This window comes from Streptomyces sp. NPDC028314, from assembly GCF_055565795.1.
On the sequence record NZ_JBVHTP010000006.1, the window covers coordinates 251,082 to 270,352 of the forward strand.

Below are 19,271 nucleotides of genomic sequence, written 5' to 3' on the forward strand. Positions count from 1 at the left end.
CACCACACGACCTCCCCTCTCCTGGAGCAGCCGTCATGCATGACGACCGCAGCATCACCGAACACCGCCTCCGCCGGGTCCTCAAGGAGCGGATCAAGCCCGCCGTCCACTCCCGCTCCGTCCCGCTGGACGTCGAGCGCTGGGAGGCCCCGGGCGAGCCCGTCCCGGTCGCCGAGGGACTGGCCGCCGCGTACGAGCCCTGCGCCGTCGGCGCGATGTGGGGCCCGGCCTGGGGCACCACCTGGTTCAAGGTCACCGGCGCCGTACCCGCCGACTGGGCGGGCCGCACCGTCGAAGCCGTCCTCGACCTCGGCTTCGACCGGATGATGCCCGGCTTCCAGTGCGAGGGCCTGGTCCACCGCGCCGACGGCACCGAGGTCAAGGCGCTCAACCCGTACAACGACTGGGTGCGCGTCGCGGACTTCGCCGAGGGCGGCGAGCGCGTCGAGTGGTACGTCGAGGGAGCCTCCAACCCCGTCCTCGTCGACCACCGCGCCACGTACGAGGGCGACAGGCTGACCAGCGGCGACCAGCCGCTCTACCGGCTCGCCCGGATGGACCTGGCCGTCTTCGAGACCGAGGTCTGGGAACTCGTACAGGACCTGGAGGTCCTCTACGACCTGATGACGCAGCTCGGCGAGGGCGACGCCCGGCGGTACGAGATCCTGCGCGCGATCGACGCGTCGCTGGACGAGCTGGACCTCGCGGACGTCCCCGGCACGGCCGCCGCCGCCCGCGCACGCCTCGCCGGGGTGCTCGCAGCCCCCGCCAACGCCTCCGCGCACCGGATCAGCGCGGTCGGTCACGCCCACATCGACTCGGCCTGGCTGTGGCCGCTGCGCGAGACCGTCCGCAAGGTCTCCCGCACCACCGCCAACATGGTCAACCTGATGGACGAGCACCCCGAGTTCGTCTTCGCCATGTCGCAGGCCCAGCAGCTCGACTGGATCAAGACCCACCGGCCCGAGCTCTTCGAGCGGATCAAGAAGAAGATCGCGGACGGCCAGTTCGTGCCGGTCGGCGGGATGTGGGTGGAGTCCGACACGAACATGGTCGGCGGCGAGGCCATGGCCCGGCAGTTCCTCTACGGCAAGAAGTTCTTCCTCGACGAGTTCGGGATCGAGACCCACAACGTCTGGCTGCCCGACTCCTTCGGCTACACCGCGGCCATGCCGCAGATCGTCCGGCTCTCCGGCTCCAAGTGGTTCCTGACCCAGAAGATCTCCTGGTCCCAGGTCAACAAGTTCCCGCACCACACCTTCTGGTGGGAGGGCATCGACGGCAGCCGCGTCTTCACGCACTTCCCGCCCGTCGACACCTACAACTGCGACCTCGGCGGCGCCCAGCTCGCCCACGCGGCCCGCAACTACCAGGAGAAGGGCCGGGGTTCGCGCTCGCTGGCCCCCTTCGGCTGGGGCGACGGCGGTGGCGGCCCCACCCGTGAGCACCTCGCCCGGGCCAGGCGGCAGCGGGACCTGGAAGGCTCCCCGCGCGTGGAGATCGAGCGGCCCGACGCCTTCTTCGAGAAGGCCCGCGCCGAGTACGAGGACGCTCCCGTCTGGGCCGGCGAGCTCTACCTGGAGCTGCACCGCGGCACCTACACCTCCCAGGCCAAGACCAAACAGGGCAACCGGCACAGCGAATCACTGCTGCGCGAGGCCGAGCTGTGGGCCGCCACCGCCGCGGTGCGGGTGCCCGGGTTCGAGTACCCGTACGAGGACCTGGAGCGGATCTGGAAGACGGTGCTGCTGCACCAGTTCCACGACATCCTGCCGGGCTCGTCCATCGCCTGGGTGCACCGCGAGGCGCGCGAGACGTACGCGCGGGTACGGGAGGAACTCCGCGGGATCACCCTGGCCGCGCAGCTCGCGCTGGCGGGGGAGGGTGAGGAGCGGCTGGTCTTCAACTGCGCCCCGCACGCCCGCGGCGGTATCCCGGCCGGCGGCGCGGGCCTGCCGGTGGCGGACGGGGAGCCGGTCACGGTGGAGGAACGCCAGGGGGGCGGGCACGTCCTCGCCAACGGGCGGCTGCTGGTGGAGATCGACGGACGCGGGCTGATCGTGTCCGCGTACGACCTGGACGCGGGCCGGGAGGCGCTCGCGCCGGGCGGCGCGGCGAACCTGCTCCAGATCCACACCGACTTCCCGAACATGTGGGACGCCTGGGACATCGACGAGTTCTACCGCCACAAGGTCACCGACCTGGTGGAGTTGGACGCGCTGGAGGTGACGGCCGCCGGGCCGGACGCGGCGACGGTGCGGGTCACCCGCTCCTTCGGCTCCTCCCGGGCCGTCCAGTCGGTCACCCTGCGGTCGGGGGCGAAGACGGTCGACATCGTCACGGAGGTCGACTGGCACGAGACGGAACAGCTCCTCAAGGCGGCCTTCCCGCTGGACGTCAAGGCCGAACGGACCTCTTCCGAGACCCAGTTCGGGCACGTCCAGCGGGCCACCCACACCAACACCTCGTGGGAGGCGGCCAAGTTCGAGATCTGCGCCCACCGGTGGATCCACGCCGAGGAACCCGGCTGGGGCGTGGCGCTGCTCAACGACTCCACGTACGGCCACGACGTCACGCGGGACGTGCGCGCCGACGGCGGCCAGACCACCACCGTCCGCCTCTCCCTGCTGAGGGCTCCGCGCTACCCGGACCCGGAGACCGACCAGGGCGCCCACACCCTGCGCTTCTCCCTCGCGCCGGGCGCGGGGATCGGGGACGCGGTCCGCGAGGGCCACGCGCTCAACCTGCCGGAGCGCACCGTCACCGGGGCGGGTCCGGTGGCGCCGCTGGTGGTGGTCGACGAGGACGCGGTGGTGGTGGAGGCGGTCAAGCTGGCCGAGGACCGCAGCGGCGACGTGATCGTCCGCCTCTACGAATCCCGCGGCGGCCGGGCGCGCGCCGCCCTGTCGGCGGGCTTCCCGATCACGGCGGCGGTCGAGAGCGACCTGCTCGAACGCCCGCTGGAGGGCGCGGCCGTCGGCGCCCCGGCCCCGGACGGCACGATCCCCCTCACCCTGCGCCCGTTCCAGATCCTCACGGTCCGCCTGCGCAGGCCCTGACGGCGCGGCCACCCGGCCCCGGGTCTGACGGCGCGGCCACCCGGCCCCGGACCGGCTACCCGGTCCGGGGCCGGGCCGCGGGGAAGGCCGCGGGGAATCCGACACCGCTCCGGTGAAATTCCAGCTCAACGGCGTGGACGGCGCTCGCGTCGTTGCCGTATGTTCCTGGCTGCCCGCCCCCGTCGGCGGGTTTCTTCATGTCACCGTCGCCCGTGGGGGGTCCCTCGTCATGTCCTTCGGCACCAGATCGCTGCCTCCGCTCGGCTCGCCCGCGGCTCGCCCTCTCCTGCGCTCCCCGAAGGGCCTGGCCACGGCGCTGACGCTGCTGCTCGGCCTGTGTGCGGCGACCCGGCTGCTCACCCTGGCCGCCGGCTTCAACCGGTACCTGGCCCTGGACCCCCTCGCCGATGCCGATGCCGCGCGGGCGTCCTGGCCGCTGTTCTCGATCGCGATGAGCCTGGCCCTGCTGGCCATGGCCGCCACCGCCGTGGTGTTCGTCATCTGGTTCCACCGGGTCCGGGTGAACGCCGCGGTGTACGCGCCGCAGCTGTTCGGCCGGGGCGCGGGCTGGGCGATCGGGGTCTGGTTCATCCCGCTGGTGGGCTGGACCGTCCTGCCGTACATGATCGCCGTGAAGGTGTGGGCGGCCAGCGCGTCGAGGCTGCCCGGCAGCGCCGCCGCCCCCGTCTCCGCGGCCCCCGTCGCGGCCTGGTGCGGTTCTTTCGGCGCGGCGATGCTCGTGTCGCTGGCCGCCAACCGGATCGCCGACGGCGACCCGGGCCCGGCCGGGCTCCGCGACTCCGTGCTGGCCGGGATGGGCTCGGACCTGCTCTACGCCGTCGCGGCGGGGCTGGCCGTCGTCTTCGTGCGCCGACTCTCGTCGATGCAGTCGGGGGCGTGAACTCCGACACAGGCGGCGGTGGGCCGGGCCGCGGACCCCGGTAATCCCGGGCCCGGCCGCCCCCACCCGGTTATGCACCTAGTTGCAAAACCGGCCTCCCCTCGCTAGAACAGGTTCATCACCCCCGCGCGAGGAGGCGCCCCCCATGTCGCAGAGCCGGTACCCCCACCTGCTGAGCCCGCTGGACCTCGGTTTCACCACCCTGCCGAACCGCGTGATCATGGGCTCGATGCACACCGGCCTCGAAGAGCACGAGGGCGGCTTCGAGCGCCTCGCCGCCTTCTACGCCGAGCGCGCCCGCGGCGGCGCCGGCCTGATCGTCACGGGCGGGATCGCCCCCAACGACGCCGGCCGCCCCTTCGAGGGCGGCTCCCGCCTCACCACCGAGGACGAGGCCGCCGAGCACCGGGTGATCACCGAGGCCGTCCACGCCGAGGGCGGGAGGATCGCGATGCAGATCCTCCACTTCGGCCGCTACGCCTACCACAAGGACCTGGTCGCACCCAGCGCCCTCCAGGCCCCGATCAGCCCCTTCGTCCCGAACGAACTCACCGACATCGAGGTCGAGCGGACCATCGAGGACTTCGTCCGCGCCGCCCGCCTCGCCAGGCTCGCCGGCTACGACGGCGTCGAGATCATGGGGTCCGAGGGCTACCTGATCAACGAGTTCATCGCCGCGGCCACCAACCGCCGTACCGACCGCTGGGGCGGCGCGTACGAGAACCGGATGCGCTTCCCGCTGGAGATCGTCCGGCGCACCCGCGAGGCCGTGGGCCCCGACTTCATCCTGATCTACCGCCTCTCCATGCTCGACCTGATCCCCGGCGGCTCCACCCTCGACGAGGTGGTCCGCCTCGCCAAGGAGATCGAGGCCGCCGGCGCCACGATCATCAACACCGGCATCGGCTGGCACGAGGCCCGCATCCCCACCATCGCCACCTCCGTCCCGCGCGGCGCCTACACCTGGGTCACCAAGCGGCTCATGGGCGCGGTCTCCGTCCCGCTGGTCACCAGCAACCGCATCAACACCCCCGAGATCGCCGAGGAGCTGCTGGCGGACGGCCGCGCCGACCTGGTGTCGCTGGCCCGGCCCTTCCTCGCCGACGCCGAGTTCGTGAACAAGGCGCGCGCCGGAGCCCCCGAGACCATCAACACCTGCATCGGCTGCAACCAGGCCTGCCTCGACCACACCTTCAGTGGCAAGATCACCAGCTGCCTGGTCAACCCGCGCGCCTGCCACGAGACCGAACTCGTCCTGTCGCCGACGCAGTTGAAGAAGAGCGTCGCCGTCGTCGGCGCCGGTCCCGCCGGCCTCGCCTGCGCCGTCTCCGCCGCCGAGCGCGGCCACGCCGTCACCCTGTACGAGGCCTCCGGGCACATCGGCGGCCAGCTCGACATCGCCCGCCGCATCCCGGGCAAGGAGGAGTTCGAGGAGACTATCCGCTACTTCGGCACGCAGCTCGCCGCCCACCGGATCGACGTCCGCCTGAACACCCGCGCCGACGTGGAGACCCTCCAGGGCTACGACGAGGTGGTCGTCGCCACCGGCGTCACCCCCCGCACCCCCGCCATCGAGGGCGTGGACCACCCGAACGTGGTCACCTACCTCGACGTACTGCGCGACGGCGCCGCCGTGGGCGAGCGCGTGGCCGTCGTCGGCGCCGGCGGCATCGGCTTCGACGTCGCGGAGTTCCTCACCGACAGTGGCGAGGGCGCCTCCCAGGACCCCGAGGTGTACTTCCGGCACTGGGGCGTCGACACCGCGTACACCGCCCCCGGCGGCCTCGCCGCGCCCGAGCGGCCCGCACCCCCGCGCCAGGTGCACCTGCTCCAGCGCAAGGCCACCAAGGTCGGGGCGAACCTCGGCACCACCACCGGCTGGATCCACCGCGCGGAGCTCAAGCACCGCGGGGTCGTCTCGGTGCCCGGCGCGGCGTACGACCGGATCGACGACGAGGGCCTGCACATCACCGTCGACGGCGAGCAGCGCCTGATCCCCGCCGACACGGTCGTCCTGTGCACCGGGCAGGAGCCGCGCCGCGACCTGTACGAGGCGCTGCGCGCCGCGGGCGTCGACGCGCACCTGATCGGCGGCGCCGACGTCGCCGCCGAGCTCGACGCCAAGCGGGCCGTCCGGCAGGGCACCGAGCTGGCCGCGCGCCTGTGACGGGCCTGCGGTTGCCGTAATTCCCGTACGGATCAATTCTGTTGTGGCGGCCCGGCCGGGCCGCCACAATCTTCGGGTGACGCTGACACCGGCAGACGCGGACAAGATCCTCACCGACAACTTCGCCCCCTGGGTGCTCTCACTCGGCCTCACCGTCCGGGAGACGGGTGAACGGCATGCCGTCCTGCGGCTGCCCTGGTCCGAGGAGCTGGCCCGGGACGGCGGCGGCCTCAGCGGTCAGGCCCTGATGGCGGCCGCCGACACCGCCACCGTCATCGCGATCTCCGCCGCGCGCGGCGCGTACGGGCCGATGACCACCGTGCAGCAGTCGACGAGCTTCCAGCGGCCGGTGGTCGGCGCCGATGTGCTGATCGACGTACGGATCACCAAACTCGGCAAGCGGATGGCCTTCGCCGACATCACCATGACCCCCGAGGGATCGGCGGAACCGGCCGCGAAGGCCTCCACCGTCTACGCCCTGCTCGGATGAGGGACTTGGCCGGCCGAGGCGCCCTGTCCCGCAACCGGGACTTCAACGTCTTCTGGCTCGGCCAGGCGCTCTCGGTCCTCGGCGGGTCCGTCTCCGTCCTCGCGCTTCCGCTGCTGGTGCTCGACGCCACCGGGTCCATCGTCCAGATGGGTCTGATCACCGTCATCTCGGCGGCCACCGGGATCGTGACGGGCACCTTCGCCGGCTACGTCGTCGACCGGGTGGACCGGCGCAGGCTGATGATCGTCTGCGATCTGTCGCGCGCGGTGCTCCTGGGCGCGGTGCCGTTCCTGTGGCTGGCGGGGCCCCGGATCTGGCTGCTGTACGTACTGACCGCGCTGACGGGCGTACTGAGGACCCTGTTCGACGTGGCGTACGTGACGGCCGTGCCGAACCTGGTCCCGCCCGAGGACCTCACCGCCGCCAACGGCCGGCTCATGAGCACCTTCGCCTTCGGCACCCTGCTCGGCCCGGTCGCCGCCGGGTTCATCACCGCCGGGGTCGGTGCGGACTGGGCGCTGGGGGTGGACGGGGCCACCTTCCTGGTCTCCGCCGCCAGCCTGCGGTGGGTGCGGTTCACGCCGCGCGGGGACGCCGAGGGGGCGGGGGAGCGGCTGCGGCCCGGTGGCGGCGCCGCGATGCTGCGCGAGATGTTCCTGGCCGGCTTCCGCTTCCTGTGGGCGCACGCGCTGCTGCGCCCGCTGACCGTACTGCTCACCGCGCTGACCTTCGTCACCGTGGGCGCCACCGACCTGCTGATCTTCCGGGTCCAGCACGACCTCGGCCAGGACGCCGCCACCCTCGGCTACGTCATCGCGGTCAGCGGACTCGGCGTCATCGTCGCCGCCTTCGCCGCCGGGACGCTGCGCCGGACGTTCGGGTTCGGGGCCTGCTGGTCGGGCGCGGTCGCGCTGATCGGCGGCTCCGTCGCCGGCATCGGCGTCAGCCGCAGCGTGCCCGTCATCGCCGTGCTGGCCGCCGTGTCCATGTTCGGGCTCACCCTGGCAGGCGTCTGCTCCATGACCCTGCGCCAGGAGGTGACCCCGGACCACCTGCTGGGCCGGGTCACCTCCGCGTTCTGGACGGTGCACAACGCCTCGGGCCCGGTCGGGGCGGCCGTCCTCACGGTGCTGGCCGACCGGCACGGGGTCCCGGTCGTCAGCGTGGCGGGCGGGGCCTTCTGCCTGCTGATCGCCGCCGCCGCACTGCTGACACCGCTGCGCACCAGCCGCAGCGCCCCGCAGGGTCCCGTCGCCGGATCGCCCGGCGGTCCGGTCAGCGGCCTGCTGCGACGTGTGTGGCCGGCCCGACGCCGGTGAGGCGCTCCGCCTGCTCCCAGAGCCGGGCGCTGGCGGCGCGGTCCAGGGCGCGCCGGGTGATGCGGGCCTCGGCGGTCGGGCCGGCCAGGCCGAACCGGCCGGCCGGGCCGTAGTAGCCGCCGGCGCTCGCGTCGGGGCTGGTGGCCGCGTACGAGGCGGACCCCGCCCTCGCCGTCCTGCGCCTCGACTTCACCGCCACCCTGCGCGAGACCCTGGAGTTCGCGTACCTCGCCGACGGCCGCAACGACCCGCGGTTCAGCCCGCGCGTCCAGGAGATCACCCGCGTCCCCGAGGGACCGACGGCGGTCGGCACCGTCTTCCGCAGCACCGTCAAGGACGCCGGGATGAAGACCGCCCGGGAGTTCCGGATCGACGGGTTCGACCCGCCGCACTCGATCCGCTGGACCGAGCAGAGCAAGAACCTGATCACCGCCGAGGGCGGCTACGACTTCGAGGCGCTCCCCGGAGGCCGTACCCGGGTCCGGATCCACAACACCCTCGAAGGGCACGGCCTCGGCAAACTCCTCCTCGGCTTCGCGCTGAGCGCCGCCCGCAAGGACGCCCCCGACTTCGGCCGCCGGATCAAGGCGGCCGTGGAGGCGTCCCCGTCCCTCTCCTGACGTGAGGGCCCACGGGCGTTCCGCTCGGCGCAACGCCCGTGGAGCCGCCGGCATCAGAACCGCTGCGGTCCCGCCGGGAAGGGCAGCGGCTTCGAGGGATCCGGTACCGCCTGCCGCTGCGGAGCGCCCGGCACCGACCGGCAGGTCACGTCCCGGGCGGGCAGCCGGCCGGTGGTCAGGTACGCGCTGACCGGCGCGTTCACACAGGAGTTGGGGTCGGAGAGATACACCGCGTGGCCCTCGCCGCCCTGCGCCAGCACCATCCGCGAGCCCTTGAGCGCGCGGTGCAGGCCCCGGCCGCTGACGAGCGGGGTCTGGGAGTCCCACTCGTTCTGCACGGTCATCACGTTCGCCCGGGTCTTCATCGGCGTGGCCCGCTCGACCGGCCGCTGCCAGAACGCGCACGGCTTGATGTTGGACGCCATGTCCCCGTACAGCGGGTAGGCGGCCTTGTCCCTGATCGCGTCCCTGCGGTACCGCTCGGGGTCGTGCGACCAGGTGTCGGTGTCCCCGCACACCACGGACCAGAACACGGCGTCACCGTTGTCGTCCGCCGCCCCGGCGGCGGGGGCGGGGCGCTGGGAGAACCGCTTGAGGTCGGGCGCGGCCGTCGGCGGCCGGCCCTCGGCCGCGTCCTTGAGGGACTTGACGGCCTCGGCGGCCATCTCGGGGTAGAAGAACATCCCCCGCCCCGCCCGGATGTCATCGCCGGTGTACTTCTGCCCGTCGACGACGATCGGGTCCTTGTCGGCGCGCGCCACCAGGGCCCAGAAGGTGTCGGACACCGCCTTCGGGCTGTCGCCGAGCCGGTAGTGGTCCGCGCGTTCGGCGGTCCACCGGGTCCACCGTGCGAAGGCCGGCTCCGCCTCGGTCGCCCACACCTGGATCATGCCGCGCCAGATCCGGTCCGGGTCGACCCCGCTGTCCAGGACGAAGCGGTCCGTGCGGTTCGGGAACATCTGCGCGTACACGGCGCCGAGGTAGGTCCCGTACGAGTAGCCCAGGTACGAGATCTTCCGCTCGCCCAGCGCCGCACGGATCGAGTCCATGTCGCGCGCGGTGTTGCGGGTGGTGATGTGCGGGAGCACGGAGCCGGCCTTGTCCCGGCACTTGTCCGCGACGGTGCGCGCCCAGGCCACGTCCGACGGGAAGGTCTCGGGCCGGTAGGGCCGGTTCATGTTCTTCTCGGCCTCCGTCAGCCCGCAGGTGATGGGGCTGCTGGCGCCGACGCCGCGCGGGTCGAAGCCGATGAGGTCGTACTTCTCGCGGACCTCCTTGGGCATCGCCTCGTTCATCATCAGCGGCAGATCGAGGCCGGCACCGCCCGGCCCGCCCGGGTTCAGCAGCATGGCGCCGTGCCGCCCGGCCGGGTTCTCGCTCCTGACCCGGGATATCGCGAGGTCGATCGAGGGCCCCTTGGGGCGCTGGTAGTCGAGCGGGACCTTGAGGGTCGCGCACTCGTACGAGGCCGGCTGGTCCGCGCTGCAGCGGTGCCAGGAGGGCTTCTGGGGCGAGTAGGGGTCGGAACCGGGCGCGGCTGAGGCCTGGGTCGCGGACAGCAGGGGGACGGCGGATGCGAGGAGTCCGGCGGCGGCGAGCAGGGGTGCGAATCGTTTGTTGCGCACGAAGTGCCGTTCCTTTCGGGTGAGGGACGCTTCCCCGCACACGATGTGGCACCCGAAGGGCTGGGCGAATCATCCCGGAGGGCGGCTCTCATGCTCCTCGCGAATGAGTGGAAATCCGGACAACTGGCCGACACGCCAGCAGCGTTGAACGGCAGGCGGGCTTCGGAGCGGCCGCCTGCGGTCCGGGCGCCCGAACCGTACCAGCCTTTCGAGGCGTTGCCCGGATGTTTGTCCATTCGTGATGGTCCTTCAAAAAGGCCACCACAACTGGCACTAGCGTCCCTTGCCACCCGGGAGTTCGGGTGGCGGTGGTCCGTCCTGGCGACGCGACAGGCACCGCCGCCGGACCTTGCGACCCGCAGCTCCTCCCGGTCCAGCAGCAAGGAGGCACAGTGCTGTCATTCCGCCGGTCGACCGTCGGAGCCATGTCGGTGGCGTCGAGACACGTGATGGGAACGGGCATCGTCATCGGCGCCCTCGCCTTCACGCTGATCGCACTGCTGATCCCCGTGCAGAGCTTCGGCGGCAGGAACGCCTCGGCGGCCACGGCCCCGGCCGGCGATGACGACGGCGCCGGGGTGATGAGCACCGCCTTCGGACCCCTGACCCCCCAGGACCGGGACTTCGTGCGCAAGGTACGGCTCGCCGGACTGTGGGAGCTGCCCGCCGGGCGGCAGGCCCAGCAGCGCGGCTCGCGGCCCACGGTGCGCACCGCCGGCGAGCACCTCATCGAAGGCCACACCGAGCTCGACCGGCGCGTCATCGAGGTGGGCGAGGCGCTCGGCGTGGAACTGCCCGACCAGCCCAACGAACAGCAGCAGGGCTGGCTCAACCAACTGAACCGCGCCCAGGGCAACGAGTACGAAAGGCTGTTCGTCCAGCTGCTGCGCCGGGCGCACGGCAAGGTGTTCGCCCTGGTGGCCCAGATCCGCGCGCAGACCCGCAACTCCATGGTCCGGGCGCTCGCCACGGACGCCAACACCACCGTCCTGGACCACATCTCGGTCCTCGAGGCCAGCGGGCTGGTCGACTTCGACGGCCTGGCGGACGCCTCGCCCGCCCCCTCCACCGTTTCCCGACCCCCGACGAAGTGAAGTGATCGCATGAGTAAAAAGGGCCACAAACGCCGCCTACGGCCGTCGCACAAGGCCCTCGCCATCGTGTCCGCCCTGGTCCTGGGCGGCGGCGGGGTAGTGATCGTCGCCCAGGGGGCATCAGCCGGACAGGACTCCGCGCGGACGGCGCCGGTGACGGCCACCATCGACTGCCCCGACGTGGGCGACAAACTCCGCGAGGTACCCGAACAGGCCCGCCCCGAAGTCGACGCGGAACTGGCGAAGCTGGACACCCAGATCGCGGACTCGTACCAGCGGCTCGCCACGGGCAAGGCCCAGAGCGGCGCGCTGCTCGGCGAGCTGAAGGACCAGCGGGGCAGGACGATCAACAAGATGTCCGAGGCGATCGGCCGGTCGGCCGCCCGGCCCGAAGGACTGGACGGGCTCGCCGGCTGTGAGATGAAGCAGGCCGCGGCCGCCGACACCCCGGACGAGCCGGGCGCCCAGGCCGATGCCAAGGCGGCGGCACCGCAGAACCAGGCCGCCGGCAAGGGCAACGGCAGTGGCGGGCCGGCGCGCAGCGACTTCGTCGCCATCGGTAATGTGAAACCGAACGTGCGCACCCCGGCCGCCAAGTCCGGTGCCTCCAAGGGCTCGCTCAGCGTGCAGTGCGGCCGCAACGAGAACAAGCACTTCAACCCGGACAACGTCATCGTCGCCCCAGGCGTGAGCAACGGCGCCCACCACATGCACGACTACGTGGGCAACAAGACCACGGACGCCTTCTCGACGAACAACAGCCTCGCCGCCTCCGGCACCACCTGTTCCAACGGCGACCAGTCCACCTACTACTGGCCGGTGCTGCGGCTGCGCGACGGCCGCGCGGAGAAGGACGCGAACGCCCCCGGCGGCGGCAAGGACGCCAACGTGGGCACCATCCTCCAGCCGAAGCAGGTGACGATCGAGTTCAAGGGCAGCCCCGTCAGCCGGGTCGCCGCCATGCCGCGCTTCCTGCGCATCATCACCGGCGACGCCAAGGCCTTCACCAACGGCAACGCCAACGCGAACGCCTCCTGGAGCTGCACCGGCTTCGAGAACCGGCAGCTGAAGGACAAGTACCCGATCTGCCCCAAGGGCAGTGACGTCGTGCGCACCTTCAAGTTCCAGAGCTGCTGGGACGGCAAGAACATCGACAGCGCCAACCACCGCACCCACGTGGCCTTCGCCGGCAACGACGGCTCCTGCCCGCGCGGCTTCAAGGCCATCCCGCAGCTGGTGCAGCGGATCACGTACGGCGTGGCGCCCGGCGCCAAGTTCGCGGTGGACAGCTTCCCCGAGCAGCTGCACAAGCCGGTGACCGACCACGGCGACTTCATCAACGTCATGTCGAACGGTCTGATGGCCAACGCCGTTCGCTGCATCAACGGCGGGCGCGCCTGCCGCTGAGACTCTCGGGGCGGCGCCCGTCCTCCCACCTCCCCCCGCGCGGCCCCGAGAGCGGTGCCGGTCCGAAGGCGACTTCGGGCCGGCACCGCGTACTGCTGTCTCCGACGGGGCCCGCCGGCCCCGCAGCACACGAGGAGCGACATGCCCGTGCCCTCAGACAACGACTCCCGCGCTCCGCGCGCCGCGTCCGACCGGGAACTCATCCGCCGGCTCCGGCGGCCCCGCACCTCGGGCGCCATGGACCCCGAGGCCTGCGAGCTCCTGTACCGGCGCCACTTCCCGGCCGTCCTCGCCTGCGCCCGGTCCTGGTGCCGGGCCCCGCAGGACGCCGAGGACCTCGTGTCGGAAGCCTTCCTCCGCACCCTCCAGGCCGTACGGTCCGGCGCGGGACCCCGCGACCACTGGCGTCCGTACCTCCTCGCCGTCGTCCGGCACACCGCCGCGGAATGGCGCACCGGGGAGGAGCGGACCGTCCTGACGCCCGACATCGAGGCCTGGTGCCGCCCCGGCCCGGCCGGCGCGGACCCGCAGCGCGGGCTGCTGGACCGGGAGGACCGCCGGCTGGCCGTGCGCTCCTTCCGGACCCTGCCGGCGCGCTGGAAGGCCGTTCTGTGGCACACGCTCGTGGAGGACGACTGCCCGCACCAGGTTCCCGTACTGCTCGGCATCACCCCGAGCGCCGTGACCTCGCTGGCCTTCCGCGCCCGCGAGGGCCTGCGCGAGGCCTACCTGGACGCCCACGTCGACGGCGGCGCCGATGACCGGTGCCGCCACTACTCCACCCTGCTCGGCGCGGCTGTCAGGCGCCGCGGGGTGTCGCGCGGCCTGGGCCGCCATCTGGCGGCCTGCGGCTCCTGCGCGCGGGCCTACGCGGAGCTGGCCGACCTCAACGGCGCGCTGCGCGCCGGACCGGGCCCGGTACTCGCCGCAAGGTGAACGGCAACGGCCCCGGCCCCTCCCCGTCGGTGTGGGGGAGGGGCCGGGGCCGTTCGTCGGGGGGCCGTTCGCCGGGGGTCTCCCGGCTACAGGCCGTTGACGCGGGCCATCCGCCCGGCGCCCAGCGGGGGCCGGAAGTCCGCGGTGACCACCCGGGCCCGGCGGGTGACCCGGGAGTGCTGGCGCCTGACCTGGGCCATGAGGCGGCGGCTGCGCAGGGCCATCTCCAGCTCGAACCGGGTGCGGGGGTCGCGCAGGCCGGGCCCGAAGAGCTTCTCCAACTGCCGCATGCGGTAGCGCACGGTCTGCGGATGCACGCTGAGGGCCTTGGCGGCCTCGGGTGCGCCGCCGCCCTCCAGCCAGGCCAGAAGGGTCACTTCGAGCCGTTCGCTCTGGCGCGGGGTGAGGTCGGCCAGCGGCCGCAGCCAGCGGGCGGCCAGCGCGTGGGCCAGGGGTTCGTCCTGGAGCAGCAGCAGGGTCGAGAGGTGGTCGTCGACGAAGACGGCCCGGGCGTCCGGGCCGGACCGGGTCGGGGTGAGGTTGAGCAGCCGTACGGCCCAGCGCAGCGAGGAGGCGGTGTCGCGGAGGGGGACGGGGTGTCCGACGGCGGCGAACCGGCCGCGCAGCGCGCCTTCGAAGGGGGCGCGTGCTTCCGGGTCGGGGGTGGGGACCAGCAGGCACGGCTGGCCGCCGGCCATACCGGCCAGGGCGTCGTCGAGGACGGCCGCCAGCTGCTGGGTCTCCCCGGGGGAGGCCAGGGCGATGGCCCGTACGGCGCCGGGCAGGGGCCAGCGGGCGGCCGAGGCCAGTTCGGTCAGGGCTATTTCGGACATGGGCATGTCAGCCGTAAGTGCGGCGAAGAGCTCACGCCGGGCGCGTTCGGGCGCCGGGGCGAATCCGGTCGACGGGACGGCCTTGAGGGGAGGCAGCGGTCCGGCGGGGTGCGGGTCGCAGGCGCCGCGGTCAGTGTCCTGCTGCCGGGAGGCCGCGGCCGTCGCCGTACGGCGCTCCCGCTGGTCCTCGTCGGCTTCCCGGTCGGATTCCTCGTCGGTCTCCTGGTCGGTTTCCTCGTCCTGCCGCGGGGCGGCGGGCTCGCGGTAACCGAGGGCCGTGAGCAGAGCCGACTCCACCCGCCGTCTGACCACCTCGTCGTCGATGTCCTCGATGAGTACGGAGGAGCCGGGGTTGCCCTCCCGCAGTTCCTCCACTATCCCCGCGGCCAGCGCGGGCAGTTCCTTTCGCAGGACCCGGGTCCACTCGCCACGTGGGCGGGACCAGATGCGGTTCAGAAGTTCGCACATTGTTACCTCGTTCATGCCGGGGTATGGCCTGCCCCGTGGGAGGGTGACAAGCCTGTCGGGGCTGTCCCCTCCCCGTCGGCGTCCGTGCCGACAGGGGAGTTGAGCGCCTCGTACTCCCTCCAGGAGCATGCCAACCACTTGCAGTCCCGCGACCTTGCCTCGATTTTGCCGTCGGGGAGGTGTGGCGGCGGACAAGGCGTCAACCTGGTCGCTACCGCACCACTGGAAGGGAATCTTCCGGGGATGTTCGAGTCGATGACTGCGCGGGGGCCAGAAATTATCACGTTTCGATAAATCCCGTGGAGGTGCTGCGAAGCTCCACGATGCTTCTGCACTCCGGCCCCCGCTCCCGGCCGGCGAGGCACCCATCTCCCGCCTGCCGCGGAGCAGTTCCGACGACTGCCCCCGGGCGCCGAGCGCGAGGTGGAGTGCTCGGGGCCTGGGCGTATGGGAGAACTACATGCCCCTGCCCCAACCCCGTACGCCCCGTTCACACCGGGCCCGCCGCACCAGACGCCACGCCGGCGTGGCCGCCGCCGCGGCCGCCGGGCGGCGGGCCGTACGGCGGCCGCCCCTTCTGTCCGCGGCCGGAGGCCTGCACCCCGGCGCCCTCAGCCTCGCGGCGCTCGCCGCCCTGGCCGCCCTGGCCGTGGCGGCCCGGGCCGGCGCCCTGTCGCACGTATGGGAGTTCCTCGACTACGGGGCGGGCGTACTGTCGCTCGTCTCGCTCACCTCCGCCGTCCTGTGGGGCCTGGCGGCCACCGACCGGACGCTGCTCAGGTCCGGACACCGGCTGGTCGCCCAGGGGGTGCACCGCGGCCTCGCCGTCTCCGGGCTCGGCTTCCTCGCCCTGCACATCTGGGTCAAGGTCGCCGAGTCGCAGACGGGAGCCGCCTCCGTGATCGTGCCCTTCGCGGACCGCGATCGGCCCGTCCTCATCGGACTCGGCACCCTCGCGGGATACCTCTTCGTCTCCGTGGCCGTCTCCGGCGCGGTCCGCAGCGCCTTCGCCACCAAGGGCCGGTCCCTGTGGTGGCGGGCCCTGCACATGGGCGCGTACCCGGCCTGGGGGGCCTCGCTCGTGCACGGGCTGAAGTCCGGCCGCCCGGCGAGCGGTTGGGTGACCGTGGCGTACGGCCTGTGCCTGATCGGCGTCGCGGGCGTGCTGGCCGTCCGGCTCCGGGCGCGACTGCGTGCCACCCCCGCCCGGCCCTCGGTCGGATCGCCCTCCGCACCCCGCACCCCCGGGCAGGCGCCCCCGCGCACCCCCCGGCCGTTCGTCCGCAGGCCCGCGGAATGGGCCGCGGCCCGGCTGACGGCCCGGCTGGCCCGGCAGACCGACCAGCGGCCGGAGCCGGAGCCGCAGCCCGAATGGGAGCCCGAGTGGGAGCCGGCCCCACCGGCCGCCGGGCGGACTCCCGAACAGCCCTACGAACAGCCCTACGCACAGCCTTCGTTCGCCGGGCAGGGAGCCGGCCGGCCCGGCGGGCGCGAGCCGGACCCCCTCCTCATCCAGCGCGGCGCGGCCGGGCCGGTGACCGCATCCCGGCCCGTACCGCCCGAACCCGGCTACCCGCCCTACGGCTCGGTGTTCTTTCCCAGCCGCATCGGCGTCACCACGGACCGGCCCGGCGGGCCGGTCGACGGCATGCGGGGGCGACAGTGACCGTGCAGAACCCGGCTCTCGGCTGCGTGGGCATGCCCCGGCTGCTGGCGGGGCTCGACGCCGCCGCGCGGCTCGACCGCGCGGCCCACCTCGCCGTCCACGGGCCGCTGCCCCGGTACCGCCCCGAGGAGCTCATGGAGCTCGCCGAGGGCATCGACCTGCGGGGCCGCGGCGGAGCGGGCTTCCCCTTCGCCCGCAAGCTGCGCGCCGTCACCCGGTCCGCCCGGGCCGGCGACGGTCGTACCGCCGTGGTCGTCAACGGCAGCGAGGGCGAACCGAGCTGCCTCAAGGACACCGCCCTGCTGCTGCACGTACCGCACCTGGTGATCGACGGCGCCCTGCTGGCCGCCGCCGCGATCGGCGCCGAGGACGTGGCCGTCGGCGTGACCCGGGAGGACGTCGAGCAGTCCCTGCGGGAAGCCGTCGCCGAACGCGGCCCCTCGGGGCGCCGGGTCCGCGTCGTCAGGCTCCCCGAGCGGTTCGTCACGGGGGAGGGGACCTCCCTCATCAACGGGATCGAGGGCGGCCCCGCACTGCCGTCCGGGCAGAAGGTGCGGACCAGCGAACGGGGGCTGGGCGGGCTGCCCACCCTGCTGTCCAACACCGAGACGTACGCCCAGCTCGGCGTCGCCGCCCGGCTGGGCGTCGAGGAGTACTGCATGGCCGGCACCGAGGCCGAGCCCGGCACCATCATGCTGACCGTGGCCGGAGCCACGGTCGTCGAAGTGCCGACCGGCACCTCGCTGGAGTACGTCCTGGAACTCTGCGGCACGGCCCCCGGCCAGGGCGTGCTCGTCGGCGGCTACCACGGCCGCTGGCTGGCCCCGGGCGCGGCGCGCTCGGCCGCCCTGTCCCGGCAGTCGCTGGCCTCGTACGACGCGGTACTGGGCGCCGGGGCGGTGCTGCCGCTGCCCGAGGACACCTGCCCGGCCGGCGAGGTCGCCCGGGTGACCCGCTGGATGGCCGACGAATCGGCCGGCCAGTGCGGCCCGTGCGTCCGCGGCCTGCCCTCGCTGGCCGACGCCGTGGACGCCCTCGTGGGGGGCGGGGGCGGGGCCGCCCTCGAAGCGGTGCAGGCACGGATGCGCAGCGTGCGCGGCCGCGGTGCGTGCAGCCACCCCGACGGCACCTCGTCCTTCGTCGCCTCCGCACTGGCCGTCTTCCCCGACGAGTTCCGCGACCACGCCCTCGGCAGCGGCTGCGGACGCCGCGTCCTGGGCGCCCTGCCGCTGCCGGCCGACGAGAACCCCGAACGGCTCGTCGTGGACTGGACGCTGTGCAAGGGGCACGGGCTGTGCGTGGACCTGCTCCCCGACGTCGTCCGGCTGGACGCCGACGGCTACCCCGCGCAGGCGGTCATGCCGGTACCCGGACGCCTGCGGCCCAAGGCGCTCCGCGCGGTGCGCCGCTGCCCGGCGCTGGCCCTGCGTATTCAGGAATGAGCTCGCGGTAAACGGCTGCCGTCGACGCGAGTTCAGCCTTTGGCGCGATCTGACAAATTCCTTCGATTCTGAATTCAATAGGCCTCGCAGGCCTTATGAATAAGCCAGTAAGCGAAACGCCGGGCTGGACCCGAAGGAGTGATCGTGAACAACAGGCATCGTGGGACGGCAGCCGCCGGATCGGTAATGGCAGTACTGATGCTGGCGGCAGGATGCAGCGGAGGCGGGTCGGACCGCGCGGTGAATTCCGTACAGCCGGCGGGCGCCGGCAAGGCCATCGGCAACGGATACGACTCGGGATACGGATCGGGATCCGGCTCCGGATACGGGTCCGCCGGAGCGGGCGCCAACCCGGCGGCCGGCGCGGCAGCCGGCTACGGAGGCGAAGCGCCCGCCGGGAAGTCCGGACCGGCCGGGCAGCTCGCCCTGCGGGACATCGCGGACGTGGGCAGCGTGGTCACCGACAGCGCCGGGGCCACCCTGTACCGGTTCGACAAGGACACGCCCAAGCCCCCCAAATCGAACTGCGACGGCGACTGCGCCACGGCCTGGCCAGCGGTTCCGGCCGACGACGCCACGGCCGCCGCCGGCATCGACGCGAGCCTGCTCGGCTCGGTCGAACGCACCGACGGCTCCAAGCAGCTGACCCTCGGCGGCTGGCCCGTGTACCGCTACGCGAAGGACACTCAGGCGGGCGAGGCCAAGGGTGAGGGCGTCGGCGGCACCTGGCACGCGCTCGCCGCCGACGGGAAGAAGGCCATAGACAAGAAGAACGCGCAGCCGCCGAAGACCGATGGCGGCAACGGCGGCGGAATGGGGGACATGAATTCCAAGGAGGGCATCGAACTCTCGGTGGCCGTCAATGAAAAGCTCGGAAAGATTCTGGTGGATGCCGCAGGCCGTACGCTCTACCGATTCGACAAGGACAGTGCCTGGCCGATGAAATTCGGTTGCCTCGATGCCTGCCTGAACACCTGGAAGCCGGCCGCGCCCGTGGACAAGGAGAAGTCCTCCGGAATTCCCGCCGGACTCGTGGGCAAGGTCAAGCGCCCGGACGGGAGCGAGCAGCTGACGATCGACTGCTGGCCCGTCTACCTGTTCACAGGAGACACCGAGCCCGGCCAGACCAACGGCCACGGCAAGCAGGGACTCTGGTTCGCGGTCAACGACGCCGGCAAGAAGGTCCCGGCGGCCGGCTGACCGGGCCCGAGCCCGGTTCCGTGTCCGTGCCCGCCCAGACCCCT

14 protein-coding genes are annotated in these 19,271 nt (G+C 72.8%); 12 read left to right on the forward strand and 2 right to left on the reverse strand.

Features of this window, described 5'->3' with window-relative positions; all coding sequences use genetic code 11:
- Positions 1 to 35: 35 nt before the first annotated feature.
- The 6 genes from ACZ4TG_RS16570 to ACZ4TG_RS16595 all read left to right on the forward strand — a co-directional run bounded on the left by ACZ4TG_RS16570 (position 36) and on the right by ACZ4TG_RS16595 (position 8,556).
- Positions 36 to 3,059: an alpha-mannosidase gene (locus tag ACZ4TG_RS16570; RefSeq protein WP_468163145.1), complete on the forward strand. Its 3,024-nt coding sequence runs from the start codon at positions 36 to 38 to the stop codon at positions 3,057 to 3,059.
- 112 nt (positions 3,060 to 3,171) lie between these two features.
- The gene (locus ACZ4TG_RS16575; protein WP_468163148.1) at positions 3,172 to 3,960 is read left to right on the forward strand and encodes a DUF4328 domain-containing protein; all 789 of its coding nucleotides are present in this window, start codon (positions 3,172 to 3,174) and stop codon (positions 3,958 to 3,960) included.
- A 145-nt stretch (positions 3,961 to 4,105) separates the two neighbouring features.
- The gene (locus tag ACZ4TG_RS16580) at positions 4,106 to 6,127 is read left to right on the forward strand and encodes an oxidoreductase (protein WP_468163151.1); all 2,022 of its coding nucleotides are present in this window, start codon (positions 4,106 to 4,108) and stop codon (positions 6,125 to 6,127) included.
- Between the two features lie 76 nt (positions 6,128 to 6,203).
- Positions 6,204 to 6,617: a PaaI family thioesterase gene (locus ACZ4TG_RS16585; RefSeq protein ID WP_468163154.1), complete on the forward strand. Its 414-nt coding sequence runs from the start codon at positions 6,204 to 6,206 to the stop codon at positions 6,615 to 6,617.
- Positions 6,614 to 7,936: an MFS transporter gene (locus ACZ4TG_RS16590; RefSeq protein ID WP_468163156.1), complete on the forward strand. Its 1,323-nt coding sequence runs from the start codon at positions 6,614 to 6,616 to the stop codon at positions 7,934 to 7,936. The genes ACZ4TG_RS16585 and ACZ4TG_RS16590 overlap by 4 nt, the downstream gene beginning before the upstream one ends.
- A 176-nt stretch (positions 7,937 to 8,112) precedes the next feature.
- The gene (locus ACZ4TG_RS16595) at positions 8,113 to 8,556 is read left to right on the forward strand and encodes an SRPBCC family protein (protein WP_468163460.1); all 444 of its coding nucleotides are present in this window, start codon (positions 8,113 to 8,115) and stop codon (positions 8,554 to 8,556) included.
- Between the two features lie 53 nt (positions 8,557 to 8,609).
- On the opposite strand, the gene ACZ4TG_RS16600 is transcribed toward ACZ4TG_RS16595, so the two are convergent.
- The gene (locus ACZ4TG_RS16600; protein WP_468163158.1) at positions 8,610 to 10,181 is read right to left on the reverse strand and encodes an alpha/beta hydrolase; all 1,572 of its coding nucleotides are present in this window, start codon (positions 10,179 to 10,181) and stop codon (positions 8,610 to 8,612) included.
- Between the two features lie 425 nt (positions 10,182 to 10,606).
- On the opposite strand from ACZ4TG_RS16600, the gene ACZ4TG_RS16605 reads away from it, so the two are divergent.
- The 3 genes from ACZ4TG_RS16605 (at position 10,607) to ACZ4TG_RS16615 (ending at position 13,618) form a co-directional block, all read left to right on the forward strand.
- Positions 10,607 to 11,275: a DUF4142 domain-containing protein gene (locus ACZ4TG_RS16605; protein ID WP_468163462.1), complete on the forward strand. Its 669-nt coding sequence runs from the start codon at positions 10,607 to 10,609 to the stop codon at positions 11,273 to 11,275.
- 9 nt (positions 11,276 to 11,284) lie between these two features.
- A complete protein-coding gene (locus ACZ4TG_RS16610) occupies positions 11,285 to 12,682 on the forward strand; it encodes a DUF1996 domain-containing protein (RefSeq protein WP_468163160.1) in 1,398 nt (465 codons plus the stop codon).
- A gap of 141 nt (positions 12,683 to 12,823) precedes the next feature.
- Positions 12,824 to 13,618, forward strand: a complete 795-nt coding sequence (locus ACZ4TG_RS16615; protein ID WP_468163162.1) for an RNA polymerase sigma factor — start codon at positions 12,824 to 12,826, stop codon at positions 13,616 to 13,618.
- An 86-nt stretch (positions 13,619 to 13,704) separates the two neighbouring features.
- Here the strand turns inward: ACZ4TG_RS16615 and ACZ4TG_RS16620 are convergent, their stop codons facing one another.
- Positions 13,705 to 14,919: a PucR family transcriptional regulator gene (locus tag ACZ4TG_RS16620; RefSeq protein ID WP_468163164.1), complete on the reverse strand. Its 1,215-nt coding sequence runs from the start codon at positions 14,917 to 14,919 to the stop codon at positions 13,705 to 13,707.
- A gap of 460 nt (positions 14,920 to 15,379) precedes the next feature.
- Between ACZ4TG_RS16620 and ACZ4TG_RS16625 the strand changes: the two genes are divergently transcribed.
- The 3 genes from ACZ4TG_RS16625 to ACZ4TG_RS16635 all read left to right on the forward strand — a co-directional run bounded on the left by ACZ4TG_RS16625 (position 15,380) and on the right by ACZ4TG_RS16635 (position 19,227).
- Positions 15,380 to 16,585 carry a hypothetical protein gene (locus ACZ4TG_RS16625; protein ID WP_468163166.1) on the forward strand — a complete coding sequence of 402 codons (1,206 nt, stop codon included), beginning with the start codon at positions 15,380 to 15,382 and terminating at the stop codon, positions 16,583 to 16,585.
- Positions 16,582 to 18,027, forward strand: coding sequence for an NADH-ubiquinone oxidoreductase-F iron-sulfur binding region domain-containing protein (locus tag ACZ4TG_RS16630; protein ID WP_468163168.1), 1,446 nt, complete (start codon positions 16,582 to 16,584; stop codon positions 18,025 to 18,027). Before ACZ4TG_RS16625 ends, ACZ4TG_RS16630 begins: the two co-directional genes overlap by 4 nt.
- Positions 18,028 to 18,171: 144 nt before the next feature.
- Entirely contained in the window at positions 18,172 to 19,227 is a 1,056-nt protein-coding gene (locus tag ACZ4TG_RS16635) for an SCO0930 family lipoprotein (RefSeq protein ID WP_468163170.1), read from the forward strand.
- The last annotated feature ends 44 nt before the right edge of the window (positions 19,228 to 19,271 follow it).

Bases quoted from the DNA above. Each gene is read 5' to 3' on its own strand.
- ACZ4TG_RS16570 (WP_468163145.1), top strand. From the start codon at position 36: ATGCATGACGACCGCAGCATCACCGAACACCGCCTCCGCCGGGTCCTC.
- ACZ4TG_RS16580 (WP_468163151.1), top strand. From the start codon at position 4,106: ATGTCGCAGAGCCGGTACCCCCACCTGCTGAGCCCGCTGGACCTCGGT.
- ACZ4TG_RS16590 (WP_468163156.1), top strand. From the start codon at position 6,614: ATGAGGGACTTGGCCGGCCGAGGCGCCCTGTCCCGCAACCGGGACTTC.
- ACZ4TG_RS16605 (WP_468163462.1), top strand. From the start codon at position 10,607: ATGTCGGTGGCGTCGAGACACGTGATGGGAACGGGCATCGTCATCGGC.
- ACZ4TG_RS16610 (WP_468163160.1), top strand. From the start codon at position 11,285: ATGAGTAAAAAGGGCCACAAACGCCGCCTACGGCCGTCGCACAAGGCC.
- ACZ4TG_RS16615 (WP_468163162.1), top strand. From the start codon at position 12,824: ATGCCCGTGCCCTCAGACAACGACTCCCGCGCTCCGCGCGCCGCGTCC.
- ACZ4TG_RS16620 (WP_468163164.1), bottom strand. From the start codon at position 14,919: ATGTGCGAACTTCTGAACCGCATCTGGTCCCGCCCACGTGGCGAGTGG.
- ACZ4TG_RS16625 (WP_468163166.1), top strand. From the start codon at position 15,380: ATGCCCCTGCCCCAACCCCGTACGCCCCGTTCACACCGGGCCCGCCGC.